At 70.2% G+C, this 21,684-nt stretch carries 19 protein-coding genes; 15 read left to right on the forward strand and 4 right to left on the reverse strand.

Translation table 11 applies throughout. The features are described 5' to 3' along the window. Positions 1-257 precede the first annotated feature (257 nt). From FXF51_RS57630 to FXF51_RS57655, 6 genes are all read left to right on the forward strand, one after another. Positions 258-1,727: a glutamate-cysteine ligase family protein gene (locus tag FXF51_RS57630; protein WP_148443365.1), complete on the forward strand. Its 1,470-nt coding sequence runs from the start codon at positions 258-260 to the stop codon at positions 1,725-1,727. 4 nt (positions 1,728-1,731) lie between these two features. Then, entirely contained in the window at positions 1,732-2,388 is a 657-nt protein-coding gene (locus FXF51_RS57635) for a neutral zinc metallopeptidase (RefSeq protein ID WP_262380585.1), read from the forward strand. A 98-nt stretch (positions 2,389-2,486) separates the two neighbouring features. Continuing rightward, entirely contained in the window at positions 2,487-2,744 is a 258-nt protein-coding gene (locus tag FXF51_RS57640) for a WhiB family transcriptional regulator (protein WP_148443366.1), read from the forward strand. 586 nt (positions 2,745-3,330) lie between these two features. Next, positions 3,331-4,047 (forward strand): CPBP family intramembrane glutamic endopeptidase, encoded by a 717-nt coding sequence (locus tag FXF51_RS57645; RefSeq protein WP_148443367.1) that lies wholly within the window; start codon positions 3,331-3,333, stop codon positions 4,045-4,047. 370 nt (positions 4,048-4,417) lie between these two features. After that, the gene (locus tag FXF51_RS57650; protein ID WP_148443368.1) at positions 4,418-4,642 is read left to right on the forward strand and encodes a type II toxin-antitoxin system VapB family antitoxin; all 225 of its coding nucleotides are present in this window, start codon (positions 4,418-4,420) and stop codon (positions 4,640-4,642) included. Beyond that, positions 4,624-5,052, forward strand: coding sequence for a PIN domain-containing protein (locus FXF51_RS57655; protein WP_148443369.1), 429 nt, complete (start codon positions 4,624-4,626; stop codon positions 5,050-5,052). The genes FXF51_RS57650 and FXF51_RS57655 overlap by 19 nt, the downstream gene beginning before the upstream one ends. A 128-nt stretch (positions 5,053-5,180) precedes the next feature. On the opposite strand, the gene FXF51_RS57660 is transcribed toward FXF51_RS57655, so the two are convergent. Beyond that, the gene (locus tag FXF51_RS57660) at positions 5,181-5,900 is read right to left on the reverse strand and encodes a PIG-L deacetylase family protein (RefSeq protein ID WP_148443370.1); all 720 of its coding nucleotides are present in this window, start codon (positions 5,898-5,900) and stop codon (positions 5,181-5,183) included. A gap of 124 nt (positions 5,901-6,024) precedes the next feature. Between FXF51_RS57660 and pcrA the strand changes: the two genes are divergently transcribed. Next, complete coding sequence (pcrA, locus tag FXF51_RS57665; protein WP_148443397.1) at positions 6,025-8,256, forward strand: DNA helicase PcrA; 2,232 nt, start codon at positions 6,025-6,027, stop codon at positions 8,254-8,256. A gap of 92 nt (positions 8,257-8,348) precedes the next feature. Here pcrA and FXF51_RS57670 read toward each other — a convergent pair whose 3' ends face one another. The 3 genes from FXF51_RS57670 to FXF51_RS57685 form a co-directional block, all read right to left on the reverse strand. After that, positions 8,349-9,359, reverse strand: a complete 1,011-nt coding sequence (locus FXF51_RS57670) for a L,D-transpeptidase (protein WP_187415157.1) — start codon at positions 9,357-9,359, stop codon at positions 8,349-8,351. 229 nt (positions 9,360-9,588) lie between these two features. Then, complete coding sequence (locus FXF51_RS57680; RefSeq protein ID WP_148443373.1) at positions 9,589-10,221, reverse strand: response regulator; 633 nt, start codon at positions 10,219-10,221, stop codon at positions 9,589-9,591. Next, a complete protein-coding gene (locus tag FXF51_RS57685) occupies positions 10,218-11,426 on the reverse strand; it encodes an ATP-binding protein (RefSeq protein ID WP_148443374.1) in 1,209 nt (402 codons plus the stop codon). Before FXF51_RS57685 ends, FXF51_RS57680 begins: the two co-directional genes overlap by 4 nt. A 114-nt stretch (positions 11,427-11,540) precedes the next feature. Here FXF51_RS57685 and FXF51_RS57690 point away from each other — a divergent pair, with 114 nt between their 5' ends. The 8 genes from FXF51_RS57690 (at position 11,541) to FXF51_RS57725 (ending at position 21,662) form a co-directional block, all read left to right on the forward strand. After that, entirely contained in the window at positions 11,541-13,169 is a 1,629-nt protein-coding gene (locus FXF51_RS57690) for a PspC domain-containing protein (RefSeq protein ID WP_187415158.1), read from the forward strand. Further along, entirely contained in the window at positions 13,159-13,362 is a 204-nt protein-coding gene (locus FXF51_RS57695; protein ID WP_148443376.1) for a hypothetical protein, read from the forward strand. Before FXF51_RS57690 ends, FXF51_RS57695 begins: the two co-directional genes overlap by 11 nt. A 93-nt stretch (positions 13,363-13,455) precedes the next feature. Next, positions 13,456-13,938 (forward strand): (2Fe-2S)-binding protein, encoded by a 483-nt coding sequence (locus tag FXF51_RS57700; RefSeq protein ID WP_148443377.1) that lies wholly within the window; start codon positions 13,456-13,458, stop codon positions 13,936-13,938. Continuing rightward, a complete protein-coding gene (locus tag FXF51_RS57705; protein ID WP_148443378.1) occupies positions 13,935-16,268 on the forward strand; it encodes a xanthine dehydrogenase family protein molybdopterin-binding subunit in 2,334 nt (777 codons plus the stop codon). The genes FXF51_RS57700 and FXF51_RS57705 overlap by 4 nt, the downstream gene beginning before the upstream one ends. Next, entirely contained in the window at positions 16,265-17,119 is an 855-nt protein-coding gene (locus FXF51_RS57710) for an FAD binding domain-containing protein (protein WP_148443379.1), read from the forward strand. The genes FXF51_RS57705 and FXF51_RS57710 overlap by 4 nt, the downstream gene beginning before the upstream one ends. A 76-nt stretch (positions 17,120-17,195) precedes the next feature. Then, positions 17,196-17,879, forward strand: coding sequence for an SRPBCC family protein (locus tag FXF51_RS57715; protein WP_148443380.1), 684 nt, complete (start codon positions 17,196-17,198; stop codon positions 17,877-17,879). A gap of 91 nt (positions 17,880-17,970) precedes the next feature. Next, entirely contained in the window at positions 17,971-20,604 is a 2,634-nt protein-coding gene (locus FXF51_RS57720; RefSeq protein ID WP_148443381.1) for a CDP-glycerol glycerophosphotransferase family protein, read from the forward strand. Further along, positions 20,601-21,662: a glycosyltransferase gene (locus tag FXF51_RS57725; RefSeq protein WP_148443382.1), complete on the forward strand. Its 1,062-nt coding sequence runs from the start codon at positions 20,601-20,603 to the stop codon at positions 21,660-21,662. Before FXF51_RS57720 ends, FXF51_RS57725 begins: the two co-directional genes overlap by 4 nt. Positions 21,663-21,684: the final 22 nt, after the last annotated feature.

Raw genomic sequence — 21,684 nt, forward strand, 5'->3', positions numbered from 1 at the left:
ACACCGTCCAGTGCCCGTGCCCGCAATCTGACCCGCCCCAGCCCAGCCCAGCGCAGGCCGCACCCGCACCAGCCCGCACGTCAGGGCACGCGCCCCGCACCCGCCCACCCATCACGACAAGCGCCCCGCACCCGCCCGCCCACAACGCCCGGCGCCCGCAGCTCCACCACCCTCAGGACCGCTCCCTCCCCCCAGGTCGCGATCCTGTGGCACTCCCGCTCTGGCCTACTCGCCCTCAGCATGCGACATTTCCAGCTATGGGCAGGGACGTGCCAGTGGTCGTGTTCAGCCGCGAAGACCGCCGCAATTACCGCGAAAAAGTCCACCGATGCCTCGACGTCTTCGCCCAGATGCTGCGCGAAGCCCGCTTCGAGTTCGAACACCCCCTCGCCGGCCTGGAGATCGAGCTCAACATCGTGGACCATCTCGGCGAGGCCGCCATGCGCAACGCCCAGGTCCTCGCCGCGATCGCACAACCGGACTGGGCGACGGAGCTGGGCCAGTTCAACATCGAGATCAACATCGAGCCCCAGACCCTGGCGGGCGACGGGGCGCTGCGCCTGGAGAACGACGTCAGGGCCAGGCTCAACCACGCCGAGGAACGTGCCCGCTCCGAGGGCGGTCACCTCGTCCTGATCGGCATCCTGCCCACGCTGCGCGAGCAGGACATCGGCGAGGGCACCCTGTCCGCGAACCCGCGCTACCGCCTGCTGAACGAGCAGATCTTCGCGGCCAGGGGCGAGGACCTGCACCTGGCCATCGAGGGCGTCGAGCGGCTCGACACGCACGCCGACAGCGTCGCCCCGGAGGCGGCGTGCACCAGCGTGCAGCTCCATCTGCAGGTCAGCCCCGAGACGTTCGCCGCGCACTGGAACGCGGCCCAGGCCATCGCGGGCGTCCAGGTGGCGGTGGCGGCCAACTCGCCGTACCTGTTCGGCAAGGAGCTGCACAGGGAGACCAGGATCGCGCTGTTCGAGCAGGCCACGGATACTCGGCCGGCGGAGTTGAAGGCGCAGGGCGTACGACCTCGGGTGTGGTTCGGGGAGCGGTGGATCACCAGCGTCTTCGACCTGTTCGAGGAGAACGTCAGCTACTACCCGGCCTTGCTGCCCCTCTGCGACGAGGAGGATCCGCGTGCCGAGCTGGAACGCGGACACGTCCCGCATCTGCATGAGCTGACCCTGCACAACGGCACCGTCTACCGCTGGAACCGGCCCGTGTACGCGGTGGTGAACGGCGTCCCGCACCTGCGCGTGGAGAACCGGGTGCTGCCCGCCGGGCCCACCGTGGCCGACATCGCGGCCAACGCCGCGTTCTACTACGGGCTGATGCGCATGCTGCCGTACGACGAGAGGCCGGTCTGGAGCCAGATGTCGTTCAAGGCGGCCGAGGACAATCTCGGCGCGGCGGCCCGGCACGGGCTGGACGCGCGGCTGTACTGGCCTGGCCTGGGCGAGGTGCCGGCGGCCGAGCTGATCCTGCGGCGGCTGCTGCCCGTGGCGCGGGAGGGGCTGGCCAGGTGGGGCGTGCACGGTCCCGTCGCGGACCGGCTGCTGTCCGTCATCGAGGGCCGCTGCCTGACCGGCCGCACGGGCGCGAGCTGGCAGGTCGATCGGGTACGTGCGCAGGCCGGGTCCGGTGACCGGCACGAGGCGCTGCGGGGCATGACACTGGAGTACATCGAGCGCATGCACGCCAACGAACCCGTACACACCTGGGACGTGTGAACCCGTGATCCTGCCCAAGCTCACCAGGCTGTCCGCCGGCCTGGCCGTCGTCGCCGCCCTGGCCGCCGGCTGCGGCCTCGTCCGGCCGCCGTCCATGGACAGGCGGGGGGCCGATACGTTCGAGGACGATCTCGTTGCCGCCCGTACGCTGACGGAGCAATTCTGGAGCCAGCAGTTCCAGCAGCTCGGCCGCACATACCGCCCTATCTCCGACTTCATCCCGTACTCGGGCGACGCGGGCCCCAGCTGCGGCGACCAGCCCGCCGTCCCGAACAACGCCTTCTACTGCCCGCTCGGCCACTTCATCGCCTTCGACCAGGACTGGATGGAGGGGCTGTGGAACGAGATGGGCGACGCGTCCGTCTACTTCATCATCCCGCATGAGTTCGGACACTCCGTCCAGGCCCAGCTCGGCACCGCCTTCTCGCTGAACATCGAATCGGAACTCCAGGCCGACTGTTACGCGGGCGGCACCCTGTCCGCACTGGTCGGGTCAGGCGCCCTGACAACGGAAGAAGGCGACGAGAACGAACTGTTCGCCAGCCTCGCGGCGGCGGGCGACCCCACGGACGACTGGCTCGACCCGGCGGCCCACGGGACGGCGGAACAGCGGCAGGCGTCGTACGTGCAGGGCTACGAGGGCGGGGTGGGCGCCTGCTGAGGACGTATGAACACCAAGCCCAACAAACCCCCAGTCGTATTCACAGGTCAGCCCAGAGGATGATGCCTCCGATCATGACCTCGCTCTACCTTTGACCCATGGCACCGGAGGAGATCAGCTGGCTGCGCAGGGGCGCATGCAGATCCAGCGACCCCGACCTCTTCTTTCCCCTCGCCCCCACCCCGCTGCAGGAGGCCCGCGCCAAGGCGGTCTGTGCTGGTTGCCAGGTGGTGCAGGAGTGCCGGGCCTACGCGTTACGTGCGGGGGAGGCGGAGGGCATCTGGGGTGGCCTCACTCCGGAGGAACGTCGCCGCACCCGCTTTCCGGAAGGCTGGCGCCGCCCAGCCGCCTCCTGACCCCCGGCCAACCCTCCGAGGCTTCCTACCGCCCCGGCAACGTCTGCCTGGCGTCCTGACGGGCTGGCCTGCCGGGGTGGCCTGCCGGGAACGAGGCCACGCAAGGCGGGACGCGCCAAGCCTGGCGGGGGCCTAAGCGGGCCGGGCCAAGTTAGACGGGCGCTGGGCATCTGGGCCGGGCTGGACGGACCGGGCTGAAACGGACCGGGCTGAAACGGGCTGGGCTGAAACGGGCTGGGGCGGGCCGCGCTGGGACGGGCTGGGGCGGGCCGCGCTGGGACGGGCCGCACTGGGACGGGCTGGGACGGGCCGCGCTGGGACGGGCAAGCAGCCGTGGCCCAGACAAGCTCAGCGGGCCTGGACCAAGCAATACGGCCACACGGGCGCGGGACGGGCCGTGCAAGGCTTGGCGAGCGCAGCGTGCCGTGGCGGGCCGGGCTGGGACGGGCAACCATGCCGGGCCGCGCCAGGTGCGCCCACCGTGCCAGGGCCGCACAGCACGGGCTGCAAGTGGCGTGCCGCAAGTCGCGGGGCTGGCCGAGCCCGGACGGGAGCGGGTGGGTGGGGTGGGACGTAGCCTGCAAGAGTGCTGCTGCGCTCGATTGCCGTTCTCACCGCCGCCAACATCCTCAACAACAAGATCGCCCCTCGCCTGGGCCCGTTGACCTCCGCCGTGGCCACGGCCGCGCTGGTCGCGATGGCGCGCAAGTCCGGTGTGTCGTGGAAGGAGCTCGGGTTCGAGCATGGCGGGCGTGGTGCCGTCGCCGGGGGTGCGTTAGTGGCGGCGGTGGCTGCTGTTTACACGGCCGGTGTCGCCATGCCTCGCACCAGGCCGCTGTTCCATGACGACCGCGCCCTGTCGCTGTCGCGTGCGCGGGTGCTGGAGGAGGCGCTGCTGCAGGTTCCGCTGGGCACGGTGCTGCTGGAGGAGGTGGGGTTTCGGGGGGCGCTGTACGGGATGTTGCGTCGTCGGCACGGGACGGTGACGGCCACGGCGGTTTCGTCGGCATTGTTCGGGGTCTGGCACGTCTTGCCGGCCATTGACATGGCGCGGGCTAATCCCGCCTTGGGGGCTTTGACTGCGGGTGAGTCGCCGGGGCATTTGGATACGGCGCGGGTCGTGGCGGGGAGTGTGGTGTCTACCGGGGCGGCTGGGGTGTTGTTCTGCGAGTTGCGTCGGCATCGGGGGCTGTTGACGCCCGTCATGCTGCATCTGGCCACCAACTCTCTTGGGTATGCCTTCGCGCGGATCGCGGCGAAGCTGCCGGGTCCTGACCGTGGGGATATCGATGGCAAGGCCTGATCCCGGAGCTACAGTCCCAAGCCCCTGCGGCTCAGGTCACACCCCCTGACCACGCCCCCAGCCGTGGATCCGGCTTCGCAGCACGGCCGTCCAGCGTCCCCAGTCCGAGATGACCGCTCCACCCCACCCACCCCCAATTGCGGCCACGCAAAGTGAGCACCACCCGCCTCCCGGGTGAATCATTCGACACGCGCGGGGTGAAGGATTTCGCCCCGCGGCATCGTTTTCTCCCCCGCCTCCGAATCGCCCTGTGGCCTGGAGCCTCACAGGCCTTAACGTCTCCGAGGCGCCTGTTTTCAAGGCCGCGTTCCCTTGAACGGTGCGCCTCCCCCACATCACGAAATAGCCGGAGGTACGGAGGTGGTGCTGCATGCGTACGGTAATCGACATCGACAAGGAGCTCATGGAGGCGGCCCAGCAGACGCTGGGCACGCCGACCATGAGAGAAACGGTCCACGCCGCGCTGCGGGCGGTCGTCGACAGGGACGCGGAAAGAACATGTGCGATCAGGGCGTTCGAGTTCTGGCGCACGGAGGGGAGCCCGGATCTGCTGGATCCGGAGATCACGAAGCATGCGTGGCAACGACAGGACTGATGTATCTCCTGGACAAGAGCGCCCTGGCCCGCATCCGGGTCAGCGAGGTGATCGCCAAGGCGATGCAGCCGCTGTTCGCGGCCCGGGCGGTGGCGACGTGCAGCGTCATCGACCTGGAGGTGCTCTACAGTGCCCGCGACTACGGTCACTACCAGCGCATCCTGCACGCCCAGCGTCAGTGCATCCTGCTGCCGGTGGATCAGGAGGTGCAGGCGCGGGCGATGGCGGTGCAGCGGCAGCTCGTCGAGATCTCCCAGCATCGGGGGATCGGGACGAACGAGTTGCTGATCGCCGCCTGTGCCGAGGTGCACGGGGCGACGATCCTGCACTACGGGCACTCGTTCGACATCATTTCGGAGGTGACGGGGCAGCCCTCGCTGTGGGTGGTGCCGCCCGGCTCGGTGCCATAGTGGACGGCAGCGCCGAAGCGGACGCCAAGTCCGTAGTGGACGCCAGATCCGAGCGGGCGGTCGTGCCAGAGTGGTGGACGGCCATACCAAGGCAAAGGCGGCGGACGGTTACGAAGCCTTACAAAGGCTCAGGCCGTGGGGACCACCTGGAAGCCCTCCGCGTAACGCCCCTCCCCGAACCCGGCCTGCTCCGCCCAAGCCGCGAACCGGCTCCTGACGAAGTCGGCGAACCCTTCAACATGTGAAACCTGGCTGACATGCGACTGCAAGGCCGCGAGCTTGCGGTCCATGGACTCGGTGATGTCCACCCAGTGGTTCGGCGTGGAGCCGCCGTTCAGCCACACCTCGCGTACGGTCCACGCCTCCAGCCCCTCCTCCTTGGCCAGTTCCGGGAACGCGTACGGATTGCGCGCGTCCGGGTAGACCGCGTCCAGGGTGGCACCGCCCACCGCGCGGTGGTCAGGGTGGCTGGGGGCGATGAACTGGTAGTTGCGGTCGGGGTGGTGGGTGATCACGAGGTCCGGCCTGACCTGGCGGATGACTCGGGTGATGGCCCGTCGCAGCTCCAGTGAGGGCACGACCTGGCCGTCGGAGTAGCCGAGGAAGCGCACGTCGGTCACGCCGACCGCCTTGGCGGCGGCGAGTTGCTCGGTTCTGCGCAGCTCCGCCATGCCGGAATTGTCGAGGGTGCGTTCGTTCCCGCCGGCGTCACCGTCCGTGACCAGCAGGTACGTGACCTCCACGCCTTTGTCCACGAACAACGCCACGCTTCCTGCGGCGCCGAAGTCGGCGTCGTCGGGATGGGCGGTCACGACGAGTACGCGGTTGATCTCGCTTTCCGGCAACATGGCTCCCCTTTCGGACCTTACGTGGAGGACAACCGGAACCCCGCCGACGGCATTCCGGGCGCCGATTGTCGGTGGAGCGTCTTAACCTAGGTGGGTGCCGACCCAAGTCTCTGTTGACCACCCCTTGCTCGATGGCCTCAACCCGCAGCAGCGCGAGGCCGTGATCCATCATGGCAGTCCACTGCTCATCGTGGCCGGAGCGGGGTCGGGCAAGACGCGGGTGCTCACGCACCGCATCGCGTACCTGCTGGGCGAGCGGAGCGTGCATCCGGGCGAGATCCTGGCGATCACGTTCACCAACAAGGCCGCCCGGGAGATGAAGGAGCGCATCGACAAGCTCGTCGGGCCGCGTTCCAAGGCGATGTGGGTGATGACATTCCACAGCGCCTGCATGCGGATCCTGCGCCGCGAGGCGAAGCGGCTGGGCTTCCCGTCGAGCTTCTCGATCTACGACCAGGCCGACTCGCAGCGGCTGATGGCCATGGTGTGCAGGGAGATGGAGCTCGATCCGAAGCGTTACCCGCCGCGCTCGTTCTCGGCGCAGGTCAGCAACTTCAAGAACGAGCTGATCGACTACGAGACGGCGATGGATCGGGCGGGCTCGCACCTGGAGAAGACGCTCGCGCAGGCGTACAAGGCCTACCAGCTCAAGCTGACCGAGGCCGGCGCGATGGACTTCGACGACATCATCATGAACACGGTGACGTTGTTCCAGCTCTTCCCCGACGTGGCCGAGCACTACCGGATGCGGTTCAGGCACGTGCTGGTCGACGAGTACCAGGACACCAACCACGCCCAGTACATCCTGATCAGGGAGCTGGTCGGGCATCCGGAGCTGCGCACGAACGACGGCGAGCTGGTGCGCTCGGGCGCCGACATGTCGGAGTTGTGCGTGGTGGGCGACGCCGACCAGTCCATCTATGCCTTCCGTGGCGCGACGATCCGCAACATCCTGGAGTTCGAGCGCGACTACCCCGACGCCCGCACGATCCTGCTGGAGCAGAACTACCGCTCCACGCAGAACATCCTGGCCGCCGCCAACGCGGTGATCGCCCGCAACGAGTCGCGCAAGCCGAAGAACCTCTGGTCCGACCAGGGCGACGGCCCCAAGATCGTGGGCTACGTGGCCGACAACGAGCACGACGAGGCCATGTTCGTGGCTCAGGAGGTCGATCGGCTCAGCGACGAGGAGGACGTCAAGCCGGGCGACGTCGCGGTCTTCTACCGCACCAACGCGGCCTCCCGCGTGTTCGAGGAGATCTTCATCCGCACCGGGCTGCCGTACAAGGTGGTCGGGGGCGTGCGCTTCTACGAGCGCAAGGAGGTCAAGGACCTGCTGGCCTACCTGCGGGTGCTGGCCAACCCCGCCGACGTGGTGTCGCTGCGGCGCATCCTGAACGTGCCCAAGCGCGGCATCGGCGACCGGGCCGAGGCGATGATCGAGGCGCTGTCGTCCCGTGAGGGCATCACGTTCTGGGACGCGCTGCGCAGGGCCGACGAGGCGTACGGCATGGCCACGCGCTCGCTCAACGCGGTGAAGGAGTTCGTCGCGCTGGTCGAGGAGCTGATCGCCAAGGGCGCGGGCATGCCGCCGTCGGCGCTGGCCGAGGAGGTGCTGGTGTCCACCGGCTACCGCGCCGAGCTGGAGGCCTCGGAGGACCCGCAGGACGAGTCCCGCCTGGAGAACCTCAACGAGCTCATCTCGGTGGCCTCGGAGTTCGAGGAGGCCAATCCGGAGGGCACGCTGGTGGAGTTCCTGGAGCAGGTGTCGCTGGTGGCCGACGCCGACCAGATCCCCGACGCGGACGGCGGGCAGGGGGTCGTCACGCTGATGACCCTGCACACCGCCAAGGGCCTGGAGTTCCCTGTCGTGTTCCTGACGGCCATGGAGGACGGCGTGTTCCCGCACGTCCGCTCGCTGGGTGAGCCGAAGGAGCTGGAGGAGGAGCGGCGGCTGGCGTACGTGGGCATCACCAGGGCGCAGGAGCGGCTCTACATCACGCGGGCGGCCGTGCGCAGCTCGTGGGGCGCGCCGTCGTTCAATCCCGCCTCGCGCTTCGTGAACGAGGTGCCCGACCAGCTCCTGGAGTGGCGCACCGACCCCGAGAAGTCGGCGTGGAGCGCGGCCACGCGGCGCGAGCCGGCCCGCGCCGCCGCGCCCGCCAAGAGTTCGTCAGGGGGCGGGCGCAAGGTGCCGTCCCTGACGCCCGGCGACCGGGTCTCGCACGACGCGTTCGGGCTGGGCACGGTGGTGTCGGTGGACGGGGTCGCGGAGAAGACCAAGGTGAAGATCGACTTCGGGAGTGGCGGGGAGAAGACGCTGCTGCTGGCGTACGCGCCGCTGGAGAAGCTCTGAGGGTCCGGCGCATCCGGAGAGGCGCTGCGAGCTCTGAGACATGGCAGAGGGCCGTTCCCGTGCGGGAACGGCCCTCGGTCTTCGGGGGCGGCTCAGCCCTTCAGGGCGCTGCCCTTCTTCCACTGGGTCCAGTTGAGCTGCCAGTAGCTCCAGCCGTTGTTCCACTGCAGCTTGCGCTTGGTGCCGGTGATCTTCACGACGTCGCCGCGCTGGGCGATCGTGTAGAACCACTTGGCGCCGGCCGGGGTGGCGCGCACGCAGCCGTGGCTCTGGTTGGAGTTGCCGAGGTACTGGTAGTAGCCGGCGCTCTGGTGAACGTACTCACCGCTGTCGGAGATGCGCACCGCCCACGGGATCTCCTCCTTGTAGTAGCGCGGGTCCTTGGGGTCCGTCACGCCCATCCAGGAGGAGGTCATGGTCTCCACGGCCTTCTTGCCCATGGTCAGGTGCGTGCCGCTGGTGGTGAGGTAGACGTCCACTCCGTTCCTGATCAGGCCGCCCTTGCCGGCGCTGATCGGGATCTTCTTGGCCAGCTTGCCGTTGCGGTACACCTTCATGGTGTGCTTGCGGGTGTCGACCACGGAGATGTTCTTGGCGCCGACGGCGAACCTGCGGGAGACGTTCTTCTCGCCGGTGTTGCCGGGCAGCTCCGACAGCCGCGCGGTGAAGAGCACCTTCTGGTACGGCTTCCAGTACGTCTTCGTCCGGTAGATGACCTTGCGGGCGGACACCCAGCGCCACGCGCCCTCGTGCGCCTCTTCGGACTCGACGTCCAGCACCGACTCGACGGCCGCCTTGTCCTTCACGTCACGGTCGAACGTGACGATGATCGGGAACCCGACGCCCACCTTCTCGGTCTTCTCCCCCATGGGAGTGATGTCCGCGATGCCGACCTTGATCTTCTTTCCCGAGGGAGTGGAGGAGGTCGGCGTGGGGGCCGGGGTGGGGGCCGCCGCCGCTGCGGCGGGTACGGTCGTGACCTGGGCCGTGGCCTGTGCTGTGACTGGGGCCGTGGCCTGAGGGACGGGGGCGCTCTCCGCCGCGCACGCCGTCGCGGCGACCAGTGCGACCAGTGCCGGAAGCATCCGGGTGACGCGCTTCAAAGGGGTTACTCCTGGACTTGTGCTTCGACTACCTCCTTGTGAGACAACTGGGAGTGCTGATTCGTGTGCGAAAGGACGATAACTATCCTGTAACGGTCCAAAACCACATAACCGGGCAACGTGGGCTCGCGTAACGGCGGGCCACCACTGAAGCGGCCGTTATCTGGAGGGCCGTCAGCCGGAGTACGGCGGGTGGCAGGCCACGGCAGCGCGTGAAAGATGGACGTCCTCAGACAAGACGGCGCGCGGTGGCCCAGCGGGAGAGCTCGTGGCGGTTGGAGAGCTGCAGCTTGCGCAGCACCGACGACACATGGGTCTCCACCGTCTTGACCGAGATGAACAGTTCCTTGGCGATCTCCTTGTACGCGTACCCCCGCGCGATCAGCCGCAGCACCTCCCGCTCCCGCTGCGTCAGCGAGTCGAGCTCGGGGTCGATGGACGGCGCCTCCGACGAGGCGAACGCGTCGAGCACGAAGCCCGCCAGCCGCGGCGAGAACACCGCATCGCCGTCGGCCACCCGGTTGATGGCGTCGGTCAGCTCCTTGCCGCTGATGTTCTTGGTGACGTAGCCGCGGGCCCCGCCCCTGATCACGCCGATGACGTCCTCGGCCGCGTCCGACACCGACAGCGCCAGGAAGCGCACCTGCGAGCCGGAGCCCAGCACCCGGCGCAGCACCTCCTGACCGCCGCCGCCGGGCATGTGCACGTCGAGCAGGACCACGTCGGGCTGGTGCGCGGCGATGGCCTGGACGGCCGTCTCCACGTCCTCGGCCTCGCCGACGACCTCGATCGAGTCGCCCAGCTCGGCGCGCACTCCCGATCGGAACAACCGGTGGTCATCGACGATCAGTACGCGCGTCATGCCTTCTCCACCTTCATCGTCAACATCACTTCCGTGCCCTCGCCGGGCTCGGTACGCACCCGGGCCGTACCTCCGTGACGTTCCATCCTCCCGATGATGGACTCCCTGATCCCCATCCTGTCGAGCGGCACCGCCTCGAGGTCGAACCCCTTGCCACGATCCTTCACGAAAATCGTGACCTCTTCACCCTCAACTTCCGCGTAGACGGAAATGGAGGAACTCTCAGAGTATTTGGCCGCGTTGACCATCGCCTGCCGGGACGCCTTCAGCATCGCGGCCAGCTTGCCGGACGGGTCGAGAGCGATGTCGCCGACGCAGACGACCTCGATGGGCACGCCGTGCGCGTCCTCCTCCTCCGCGGCGATCCTGCGCACGGCCGCCGCCACCGTGGCGTCGGCGTCCTGCTTGGGCTGGTAGAGCCAGTTGCGCAGCTCGCGCTCCTGGGAGCGGGCCAGGCGGGAGACCTCGCGGGGGTCGTGGGCGACGCGCTGGATGAGGGTGAGCGTGTGCAGGACCGAGTCATGCACCATGGCGGCCACCTCGGCCCGCTCCTCCTGCCTGATGCGCTCGCGCCGCTCCAGTTGCAGCTCTTTCCACAGGCCCGCCAGCCACGGCGCGGCGATGACGAGCAGGCCGCCGACGACCACGACGGTGAACAGCAGGCTGTCCCTGACCTGGGGCAGCTCGCCCTCCGCGGCCAGGAACCCGGTCGCGCCGACGACGACCAGGGCGATGCCGATCAGCGTGCGCACCCGGTTCTTGCTCATGCTGCGCGAGGCGCCGCTCACCCAGCTGCTGCGGCGTTCCGGATCGGCCTGCTGCCACAGGATGAGCGCGCCGATCCCGCCCACCGCGAACGGCAGCAGCCCGATGCCGCCCTGGTTGGCCCCCGTCAGCCAGCCGAACGAGAACAGCGCCGCCCCGATCGCGCTGAACGCGGCGAGCTGGCTCCAGTCGCGCTGCGGCGCCTGCCCCTCGTGCGGCGCGCGCGGCGTCACCATCCACAACACCGCGTACGCCACCGCGCCCGCCCCCTGGACGACGGTGAGCAGCACGAACATCAGCCTGACCACCACCGGGTCAAGCTTGAGCTGCGCCGCCAGCCCCTGGGCGACACCGCCGAGCAGGCGCCCGTCCATGGGGCGCATCATCCGGCGATAGGGCTTGTCGCCGCTCTGCTCGGCGAGTGTCTTCTGGTCAGCCATAACATGGCCATAGTCACACGTCGGGGACGCTACGGGCATCAGGGAACAACCCCCGGGTCGGGTCAGGGGTGTCCCGGATGCGAGGACCGCACGCGTAGGTCCACGATGGTAGGCATGACAGAAGCTCCGCCCAGGCAGCCGGCCTCACCACCCCGGGAGCTGCGACGCAGCAGCGAGGGGCGCTTCCTCATGGGAGTGTGCGCGGGCCTCGGGCGGCACACCGGCATCGACCCCGTGGTGTTCCGCGTGGGCTTCGCGGTGCTTCTGCTCGGCTCAGGAATCGGGCTTTTCCTCTACATCTCGGCGTTCCTGCTCATGAAGGAGCCGAACGGGCGGCCGGGGATCATCGAGCAGTGGACGCGGCGTGACTTCGACGCCGAGGCCGTGATGGCGTTGCTGACGGCGGTGCTGGGCTTCGGGCTGGCGATCAACCTGGCGACGGTGTGGCTGGACACGGGCACGCTGGTGGTGGGGGTGTTCCTGGCCGTGTCGCTGCTGGCCGCGCACGCCAGCGGGGTGGACCTGCGGGCGCTGGCGCGGTCGATGCCCGAGCGGCTGAGCCGCCGGCCGGGGGCGGAGCGGCCCGCCGCCTCGTACGAGAGCGCCGCGCCGCCCGCCCCCGTACGCGCGCCCACGCCGCCTCAGGCACCGGCCCCGCCCGTTCCGCCCCAGGCACCTGCCGCGCCCACACCGCCCCCGGCGGAGGACCTGCCCGAGAAGGACGCGGCGGCGGCCCGGCAGGAGGTGGCGGAAGGCGTGCCCGAGGCGGCACCCACGGCAACGCCCGAAGCAGCACGCCTGGCAACGAACGAAGCGGCGGCCCGGCAGGCGGAAGGCGTGCCCGAGGCAGCACGCGCGGCGGCGCCCGAGGAGGTGTCGGAGGCGGCCGCTCAAGCACGCGAGACGGCCCGCCCGATGGACGACTCCCCCGCCTCCCCGTACGCGATCACCGCGGAACACCCAACGGCGGCGGCAGCACCCCCCTACCGCCCCACAACCGCCTACGGCAGCCACGGCGAACCGTTCGCCCCCAACGGCCCCTACCGGCCGCTCGACCCGGCCAAGCGCCCGGGCGGCTACTCCCCGTACGACCCGAGCCTGTACGCCCGTCCCGTCCAGAAGCGGCGGCGCCCGAGGTCGTTCATCGGCCTCATCACCATCCTGCTCGCCTTGATCACCGGAGGGATCGTCGTGGCCGTGCAATCCAGGTCGGCGGCGGGAGTGAGCCCGACCATCGTCGGCGGCGCCATGCTCATCACGATCGGCGCGGGCCTGCTGGTGGCCGCCTGGTGGGGCCGCGGCGCGGGCCTGGTGGCGGCGGGCACGACGGTGACGCTGATCGTGGGCATGGGGCTGATGCTCGGCGGCATGCCGAGGAACATCGGCTCGGCTGAGTGGACGCCGACCACGATCGCGGAGGCGAGCCGGCTCTTCGACGTCGGGGTGGGTGACGGCCAGCTGGACCTGTCGGAGCTACAGCTCCCACCGGGGTCGAACGTGACGGTCAACGCCGCGGTGTCGGCCGGCGAGCTGGTGGTGATCGTGCCGCCGACGGCGCGGGTGGAGGTGCACGCCAGCAACAAGGTGGGCGACATCGTGATCGACCAGTCGCTGAGGGGCGGCGTGGACGTCCGGACGAACAAGGTGCTGGAGCCCGAGGTGAAGCCGAAGGGCAAGGCGCCCACCATCGTGCTCAACCTGAGGGGCGGTCTCGGCGACATGGAGGTGCGGCGTGCCGCGTGAGGTCGAGCGGCGGCGTCGCCTGCACCGGACGGACTGGATGGCCCTGCTGAGCGGCGTGCTCTTCGTCGTTCTGGGCATTTTGGTGGTGACACGCGCGATCACGGATTGGCTGGTCCTCGTCGGGGTGCTGGTGCTGGGATTGGCCTGCGCAGGGCTGGTGGCGATCATCGCGAGGGTGGTCCGCGGCAAGTAAGCGGACAGTCCGTGGTACGGAACGCTTGACCGGGAAAAACACCGGCGTAGGTTCGGAGTGTCCGCCTTTCCCCCTGCTCCTGAGGGAGGACGTATGCCCCGAATCACCGTCACTGTCGACGGTATCCAGTACGAGGAGGACGTCGAGCCGCGACTCCTGCTCGTCCATCTACTACGAGAACGCCTGGGCAAGACCGGCACCCCGATCGGTTGCGACACCAGCAACTGCGGCGCCTGCACGGTCATGATCGACGGCAAGAGCGCCAAGAGCTGCTCGGTGCTCGCCGTCCAGGCAGACGGCTGCGACGTCGTCACGATCGAGGGTCTGGGCGCCAACGGCTCGCTGCATCCGATGCAGCAGGCCTTCCACGAAGAGCACGCGCTGCAGTGCGGCTACTGCACGCCCGGCATGGTCATGGCAGCGATAGACCTGCTCAGGGACGATCCGGATCCGTCGGAGGAGACGATCAGACAGGGGCTGGAGGGCAACCTCTGCCGCTGCACCGGATACTGCAACATCGTGCGCGCCGTACGCAGGGGCGCGCAGGAGATGGGTCAGGCGGTGAGCACGCCATGACCACGCAGGAAGTGGGCAGTCCGCGTAAGCGGAAAGAGGACGCCAGGCTGCTGACGGGGCGCACGCAGTGGACGGACAACCTTTCGCGGCCCGGCACGCTGCACGTGATGTTCCTGCGCAGCCCGATGGCGCACGCCAGGATCACCAGGATCGACGTGTCGGGGGCACGCGGCCTGCCGGGGGTGGTGGCGGCCTTCAGCGGCCAGGACTTCGAGGCCGAGCAGGGCAGCCTGCCGTGCGCGTGGCCGCGCAGCGGCGACACGGTCGTCCCCGATCATCCGCCGATGGCGGTCTCGGAGGTGCGTTACGTCGGCGAGGCGGTGGCCTGCGTGGTGGCCACCGACCGTTACCGCGCCGCGGACGCCATGGAGGCGATCGAGGTCGACTACGAGCAGTTGCCCGCGGTGCTCGACATGAACGAGGCGCTCGGCGACTCGGCCGCCAAGGTGCACGAGTCGGGCAACAGGGCGTTCACGTTCCGGTCGACCTCGGGTGACCTGGAGGCGGCGTTCAGGGACGCGCCGGTGGTCATCGACCGCACGTTCGTGCAGCAGCGGCTGATCCCGAGCGCGATGGAGCCGCGGGCGGTGTTGTGCGACACCGACGGCGACATGATCACGATGTGGACGTCCACCCAGATCCCGCACATCCTGCGCACCATGCTGGCGCTGGTGACCGGGGTCGCGGAGCACAAGCTGCGCGTGGTCGCGCCCGACGTGGGCGGCGGCTTCGGCTCGAAGCTGCAGGTGACCGCAGAGGAGGTGTTGTGCCTGCTGCTGGCGCGCAGGCTGGGCAGGCCGGTGAAGTGGGCGGAGTCGCGTACGGAGGGCAACCTGACGGTGCACCACGGCCGCGACCAGATCCAGCACCTCAGGCTGGCGGCCGACAGCGACGGCCGGATCCGGGGGCTCCAGGTGGAGCTGCTGGCCGACATGGGCGCCTACCTGGTGCTGCTGACGCCGGCGGTGCCGCTGCTCGGCGCGCAGATGTTCAACGCCATCTACAAGATGGACGCCTACGAGTTCGCCTGCACGGGCGTGTTCACCACGAAGATGCCGACGGACGCCTACCGGGGCGCCGGGCGGCCCGAGGCCACGTTCGGCATCGAGCGGATGATGGACGAGCTGGCGGCAGAGCTGCGGATGGACCCGCTGGAGGTGCGGCGGCGCAACTGGATCAGGCACGACGAGTTCCCCTTCACCACGATCTCCGGCCTGACCTACGACTCGGGCAACTACGAGGCGGCGACGGACCGGGCGATGGCCCTGTTCGGCTACGACAAGCTGCGCGCGGAGCAGAACGACCGGCGTGACAGGGGCGACCCCGTCCAGCTCGGGATCGGCGTCAGCACGTACACGGAGATGTGCGGGCTGGGCCCGTCGCGGTGGTTCGGCAGCAACAACGCCGGAGCGGGCGGCTGGGAGCACGGCTCGGTGCGGGTGCTGCCCACGGGCAAGGTCGAGGTCGTCACCGGCAGCTCGCCGCACGGGCAGGGTCACGTGACGGCGTGGAGCCAGATCGTGGCGGACGCGCTCGGCGTGCCGTTCGAGGACGTCACGGTGTTGCACGGCGACACGGCGATCTCGCCGAAGGGCCTGGACACCTACGGCTCGCGCTCGCTGACCATCGGCGGCATCGCGGTGCTGAAGGCGTGCGACAAGGTCAGGGACAAGGCCCGCAAGCTGGCCGCGCACCTGCTGGAATGCTCGCCGGACGACCTGGAGTTCGAGGCGGGCGCGTTCAAGGTGCGGGGCACCGAGTCGCAGACGACCATCCAGGAGCTGGCGCTGGCCGCGTTCGCGGCGCACAACCTGCCCGACGGGGTGGAGGCGCGGCTCGACTCCGACGTCACGTTCGACCCGGAGAACTTCTCCTTCCCGCACGGCACGCACCTGTGCGCCGTGGAGGTGGACACCGAGACGGGCATGGTGAAGATCCGCTCGTACGTGGCGGTGGACGACGTCGGCAAGGTCGTCAACCCGCTGATCGTGGACGGCCAGTTGCACGGCGGCATCGCCCAGGGTGTCGCGCAGGCGCTGTTCGAGGAGGCCGTGTACGACGCCGACGGCAACCTGCTGACCGCCACGATGGCCGACTATCTGCTCCCGTCGGCCGCTGACCTGCCGGACTTCGCGCTCGACAGGACCGAGTCCCCGGCGACCAGCAATCCGCTGGGAGTCAAGGGCGTGGGCGAGGCGGGCACGATCGCCTCGACCCCGGCCGTGGTGAACGCGGTCGTGGACGCGTTGCGCCCGCGCGGCGTCAACGACGTCCAGATGCCCTGCACGCCGGAGCGTGTCTGGAGAGCCCTGGAAGGAGCTGGGCAATGATCCCCGCGCAGTTCGACTACGTGCGGCCCGCGTCGCTGGCCGAGGCGTGCCAGGAGCTCGGCTCGGACGAGGACGCCAAGATCCTGGCGGGCGGGCAGTCGCTGCTGCCGTTCCTGCGGCTGCGGCTGGCGTACCCGTCGAAGCTGGTGGACGTCGGCCGGCTGGCCGATCTGAAGGGCGTGCACGACCGCGGCGACCACGTCTACATCGGCGCGATGGCCACGCACGACGAGGTCATGCGCTCCCCGGTGGTGACGGCGGGCTGCCCGCTGGTGGCGCTGGCGGCGGCGCAGGTGGCCGATCCGGCGATCAGGCACCGGGGCACGTTCGGCGGCTCGCTGGCGCACGCGGATCCGGCGGGCGACCTGCCGGCCGTGGTGCTGGCGCTGGACGGCGTGTTCGTGGCCGCCTCGGCGGGCGGCGAGCGGGAGATCCCGGCGGCGGAGTTCTTCGTCGACTACCTGGAGTCGTCGCTGCGGCAGGGCGAGATCCTGGCCGGGGTGCGCATCCCGAAGCTGGGCCAGGGCTGGGGCTTCCACTACGAGAAGTTCCACCGGACGGCGCAGGCGTGGGCGATCGTCGGCGTGGCGGCGGCGGTCAGGCGCTCGAACGGCTCGATCGCCGAGGCCAGGATCGGGCTGACGAACATGGGCCCGACGCCGCTGCGGGCCAGTGCCGCCGAGTCCGCGCTGCAGGGCGCGGAGCTGGGTGACCAGGTGCGTCAGGCGTGCGCGGAGGCGCCGGCGGACACCTCGCCGCCGGCGGACCTGCACGCCCAGCCGGACTATCGCCGGCATCTGGCCAAGGTGCTGACCGATCGCGCGGTACGGGCGGCGGCCGGAGCACTCTGATCTGTGTCGGGGGTGCCTCTTCCGGGGCGCCCCCGACCCGTCGTAGGGTCACTGGCATCGGAGAAGGAGCGGATCGATGGCGATGCGGTTCGAGCACGAGTTCACTGTTCCCGTACCGATCGAGCAGGCCTGGGCCGTGTTGCTCGATGTCGAGCGGGTCGCGCCGTGCCTGCCCGGGGCGACGCTGGACATCTTCGAGGGCGACGAGTTCACCGGCAGGATGAAGGTCAAGGTCGGCCCGATCACGGTCACCTATCGCGGCACCGCCAAGTTCGAGGACGTGGACAAGGACTCCTTCTCGCTCACCATCCAGGCGTCGGGCAAGGAGGCCCGGGGCTCCGGCACGGCCTCCGCCACGGTCAAGGCGCACATGGAGGCGCGCGACGAGGCCACGCTGGTGACCGTGGAGACGTCGTTCAACGTGACCGGCAGGCCCGCGCAGTTCGGGCGGGGCGTGATGGCCGAGGTCGGCGGCAGGCTCATCGAGAAGTTCGCGGCGAACCTGGCTGAGCTGCTCTCGGAGCCCACGGTGGAGCCGGTGGCTCCTGTCCAGAGCGGGCAGGATGAGCAGCCAGGCCCCGCGCCGGAGCAGGACGTCCGGCCCGCCGGCACGCTGCGGACGTCGCGCTCGCCCGACGAGGAGGCGCTCGACCTGCTGGAGATCGCCGGGCAGCCGCTGCTGAAGCGGCTGGCACCCATCGCGGGCGGCATCGCGGCACTCCTTGTCCTTATTTGGGTTATACGTCGCCTTATGCGCTGATTTTCGGCAAATACTCCCTCAAGTCCTGACGCTTCGCCGCCGCTCGGGGAAGTGTCTCCTCCGCTGGGGAACTAGGGGGAGGACTTGGGGGATGCCGGACGTCACCGTGGTCGTCATCACCTACAACGACGCGGAACGCCTGCCCAGAGCGGTGCGCTCCGTGCTCCGGCAGTCGCTGCGCGACCTGGAGGTGATCATCTCCGACGACGCCAGCACGGACGGCACGCCGGAGGTGGCCCGGCGGCTCGCGCGGGCCGACCCGCGCGTGCGGTACCTGCGTTCGCCCGTCAACAGCGGCGGCTGCGGGGCGCCGCGCAACGACGGGATCGACGCGGCGAGCGCGCCGTACGTGATGTTCCTCGACAGCGACGACGAGCTGCCCAGGCACGCGTGCAAGAGCCTGCTCACCGAGATCGAGCGGACCGGCGCAGACTTCGTGTCAGGGCAGATCTCGCGCCTGTTCGAGCCGAGCGGGCGGCTGCGGCCGTACTACCCGTCGCTGTTCGAGCGGCGGCGGGTGGTCGAGGGCATCCGGCAGGAGCCCGAGCTGTTCCTCGACAGCTTCAGCACCAACAAGCTCTACAGCGTGGCCTTCCTGCGCGACCGCGCACTGCGCTTCCCCGAGGACATCCACTACGAGGACCACGTCTTCGCCGCCGAGCTGTACGCGGTCGCGCACAGGTTCGCGATCGTGCCGTGGACGGTCTACCACTGGCACCGGGCCCCCACGAACGACTCGATCTCGCTGAGCATCGACGACCTGGCGAACGTGCGGCAACGGGTGATCGCGGCCCGCCTGAGCGACGACCTCCTGCGCGAGCACGGCGCCGCCGACCTGGTGCCGCACAGGCAGTACCGCTTCCTCCGCCAGGACCTGCGGGTCTACCTCAACCCGCTGCCGCTGCGGGACGCGGTGTGGGTCAAGGAGTTCGCCGCGATCGTGCGGCCGTACCTGGAGGAGATCCCCGACGAGGTGTTCCGGCGCGTCGATCCGCTGGACCGGGTCTGCTGCCAGCTCATCCTGGACGACAGGACCGAGGACCTGCGGATGGCGGCGGGCGCGCTGACCGGCCCGCGAGCCGTGCCCAGGGCGGCCGTGCAGCTCGACGGGCGCACGTACTGGGGCACGTCCGTCTCCCCTCGCCTGGACATCACCGCGCTGCGGCTGGCCGAGCTGCCCTTCAGCGCCTCCAGGCTGCGGCACGAGGTCGCCGCGCTGTCCTCGGACGGCGAGCGGGTGCGGATGACCGTGCGCACCTACGACCCGTTCGGCGCGCTGCCCGTGAACTGGACGGCGTTCCTGCGGCTCGGCAGGGAGCGGATCCCGATCTCGCCGGAGCCGTCGGGCGAGGGCGGGTACGTCACCACGGTCACGTTCACCCCCAAGGGCAGGTGCGACCCGCGCATCGGGTTCACCAGGGCCTCCGACGGGCACACGACGACCGACCGGATCATCGCCGATCCGCACACCGAGCCGATCGAGCTGCCCGGGTGCACGGTCAAGGTCGAGGGGTACGCCGCGTACCTGACCGTGCGGCCCGATCCGGCTCCCCGGTCGGTGTGGCGGCGGGTCAGGCGGCGGCTGTTCAAACGGCTCAGCACGCCCGCGAACAAGCTGCGCGCGTACAAGGTGCTGATCAGGGTGCTCCCCCCGCGCGGGAACCTGGCGCTGTTCGAGTCGGACGTCGGCAAGGGGTACAACGGCAGCCCCCGCGCCATCTACGAGGAGATCAGGCGGCGCGGACTGCCCATCGAAGCCGTCTGGTCGGTGGCCAGGGGCCGCGGCAACTTCCCCGCCGACGCGCGCCTGGTGCGCCGGGGCAGCTGGCGCTACGTCTGGACCATGGCCAGGGCCGGCATCTGGGTCGACAGCCACGGCTTCCCGCTCGACTATCCCAAGCCGCGCGGCACCCGCTACCTGCAGACGTGGCACGGGCAGGGCATCAAGTCGATCGGCTTCGACGCGCCCGACCTGCGCGGCGACTTCGACGGGCCGCGCGCGCGGTGGCGGGCCGCCGTGGCGCGGTGGGACGCGCTGGTGTCGCCGAGCGCGGAGTTCTCGCGGGTGTTCCTGCCGTCGAACGGGTACGCGGGCAAGGTGTACCGGTGCGGGACGCCCCGGTGCGACGCGCTCGTCCTGGCCCGGCAGACGGACGACGTGCGGCGGCGCCTGGAGGTGCCGCCGGGCCGGCAGGTCCTGCTGTACGCGCCCACCTACCGGGACAGGGCCAAGCACAGCGGCAAGTCCGTGCGGGTGGACCTGGAGCTGCTGGCCGAGGAGCTGGCCGACGACTGGGTGGTGGTGCTGCGCACGCATCCGGTGGAGCGTTACCGGCCGCCCGAGCACCTGCGGCACTTCGTCAGGGACGCCGGCTCGTACCCCGAGATCAACGACCTGATGCTGGCCTCGGACGCGCTGCTGACGGACTACTCCTCCGTGATGTGCGACTACGCGCTGACGGGCAAGCCGATGCTGTTCTTCATCGACGACTGGGACGACTACCGGCTCTCCGAGCGCGGTGTCTACCACGACCTGCCCGCCATCGCGCCGGGCCCGTGCCTGACGACGACCGGGGAGCTGGTGGAGACGCTGCGCGCGCTGCCCGCCGTGCACGAGGCCTACGCCGAGCGGTACGCGGCCTTCCGCGACCTGTGGTGCGCCGACGAGCAGGGGGACGCGGCGGCCAGGATCGTGATCGACTTCTTCGAGGGGGCCGCGCGATGACCGTCGTGTTCACCTGCCTGGACGCCGACACGCTCGGCGGCGTCCAGCAGGTCACCCACACCCTCGCCCAGGGGCTGGCGCGACGCGGCCACGAGGTGCACGTGATCGGCTTGCAGCGGGCCGCCGCGCCGTTCCGGTACGTGCAGCGCCCGCTCTACCACCACCACGTGCTCAGCAACCGCCCGGCGGGGGCGGGCGGCCTGGCGCGGCGGCGGGCCGACCGGCGGCTCAGGTCGCTGCTGGACGGGATCGGGCCCGGCTACGCGGTGATGACCTCGCCGTCCGTGGTGGCCAGGGCGGCGCGGCTGCTGCCCGGCTCGCTGCGGCCGATCGGGCAGTACCACGGCTCCTACGACCACGCTCGCGACTGCTGGCACCTGGCGTCGATCAGGCGCCACTACCCGGAGCTCGACCAGGCGGTCTTCCTGAGCGAGGAGGACGCCAGGCTGTTCTCCGAGCACGCGCTGCTGCCCAACGCCAGCGCGCTGCCGAACCCGCTGGCGGGCTGGCCGGAGGCGATGTCGGTGCTGGAGTCGCCGCGGGTGCTGGGGGTGGGGCGGCTCGAAGGGGTCAAGCGCTTCGACCGGCTCATCACCGCGTTCGCCAGGTCGGGCGCGCCCGCGCCGTGGGAGCTGCACCTCGTCGGGGACGGCGGGGAGCTCGACCGGCTGCGCGCGCACGCGGCGCGGGAGGGGGTGGCCGATCGAGTGGTGTTCCGCGGCCGGGTGCCCGCCGCCGCGATGCCCGCGGAGTATCTCGCCGCCTCCGTGGTGGGGCTGACCAGCGACTACGAGGGGTTGCCCGTGGTGTTGCTGGAGTCGGCGGCGCACGGGGTGCCCGCGGTGGCCTTCGACGTGTCGGGGGGTGTGCGGTCGGCCGGGCCTGTGCTGGTGCCGCCGGGGGACGTGGACGCGTTCGCGGCGGAGCTGGGGCGGCTGGTGGACGACGAGGAGGAGCGGCGCAGGCTGGGCGCGGACGCCCGCGCCCGCGCCGAGGCCTTCCGACTGGAGCACGTGCTGGACCGCTGGGAGCTGCTGTTCGCGCATCTCGAACGCTGACTCCCAGCGTCGCGCGGCCCGG

The sequence above is a fragment of the Nonomuraea sp. PA05 genome, assembly GCF_008086045.1.
GTDB classification, from domain to species: Bacteria; Actinomycetota; Actinomycetes; order Streptosporangiales; family Streptosporangiaceae; genus Nonomuraea; species Nonomuraea monospora.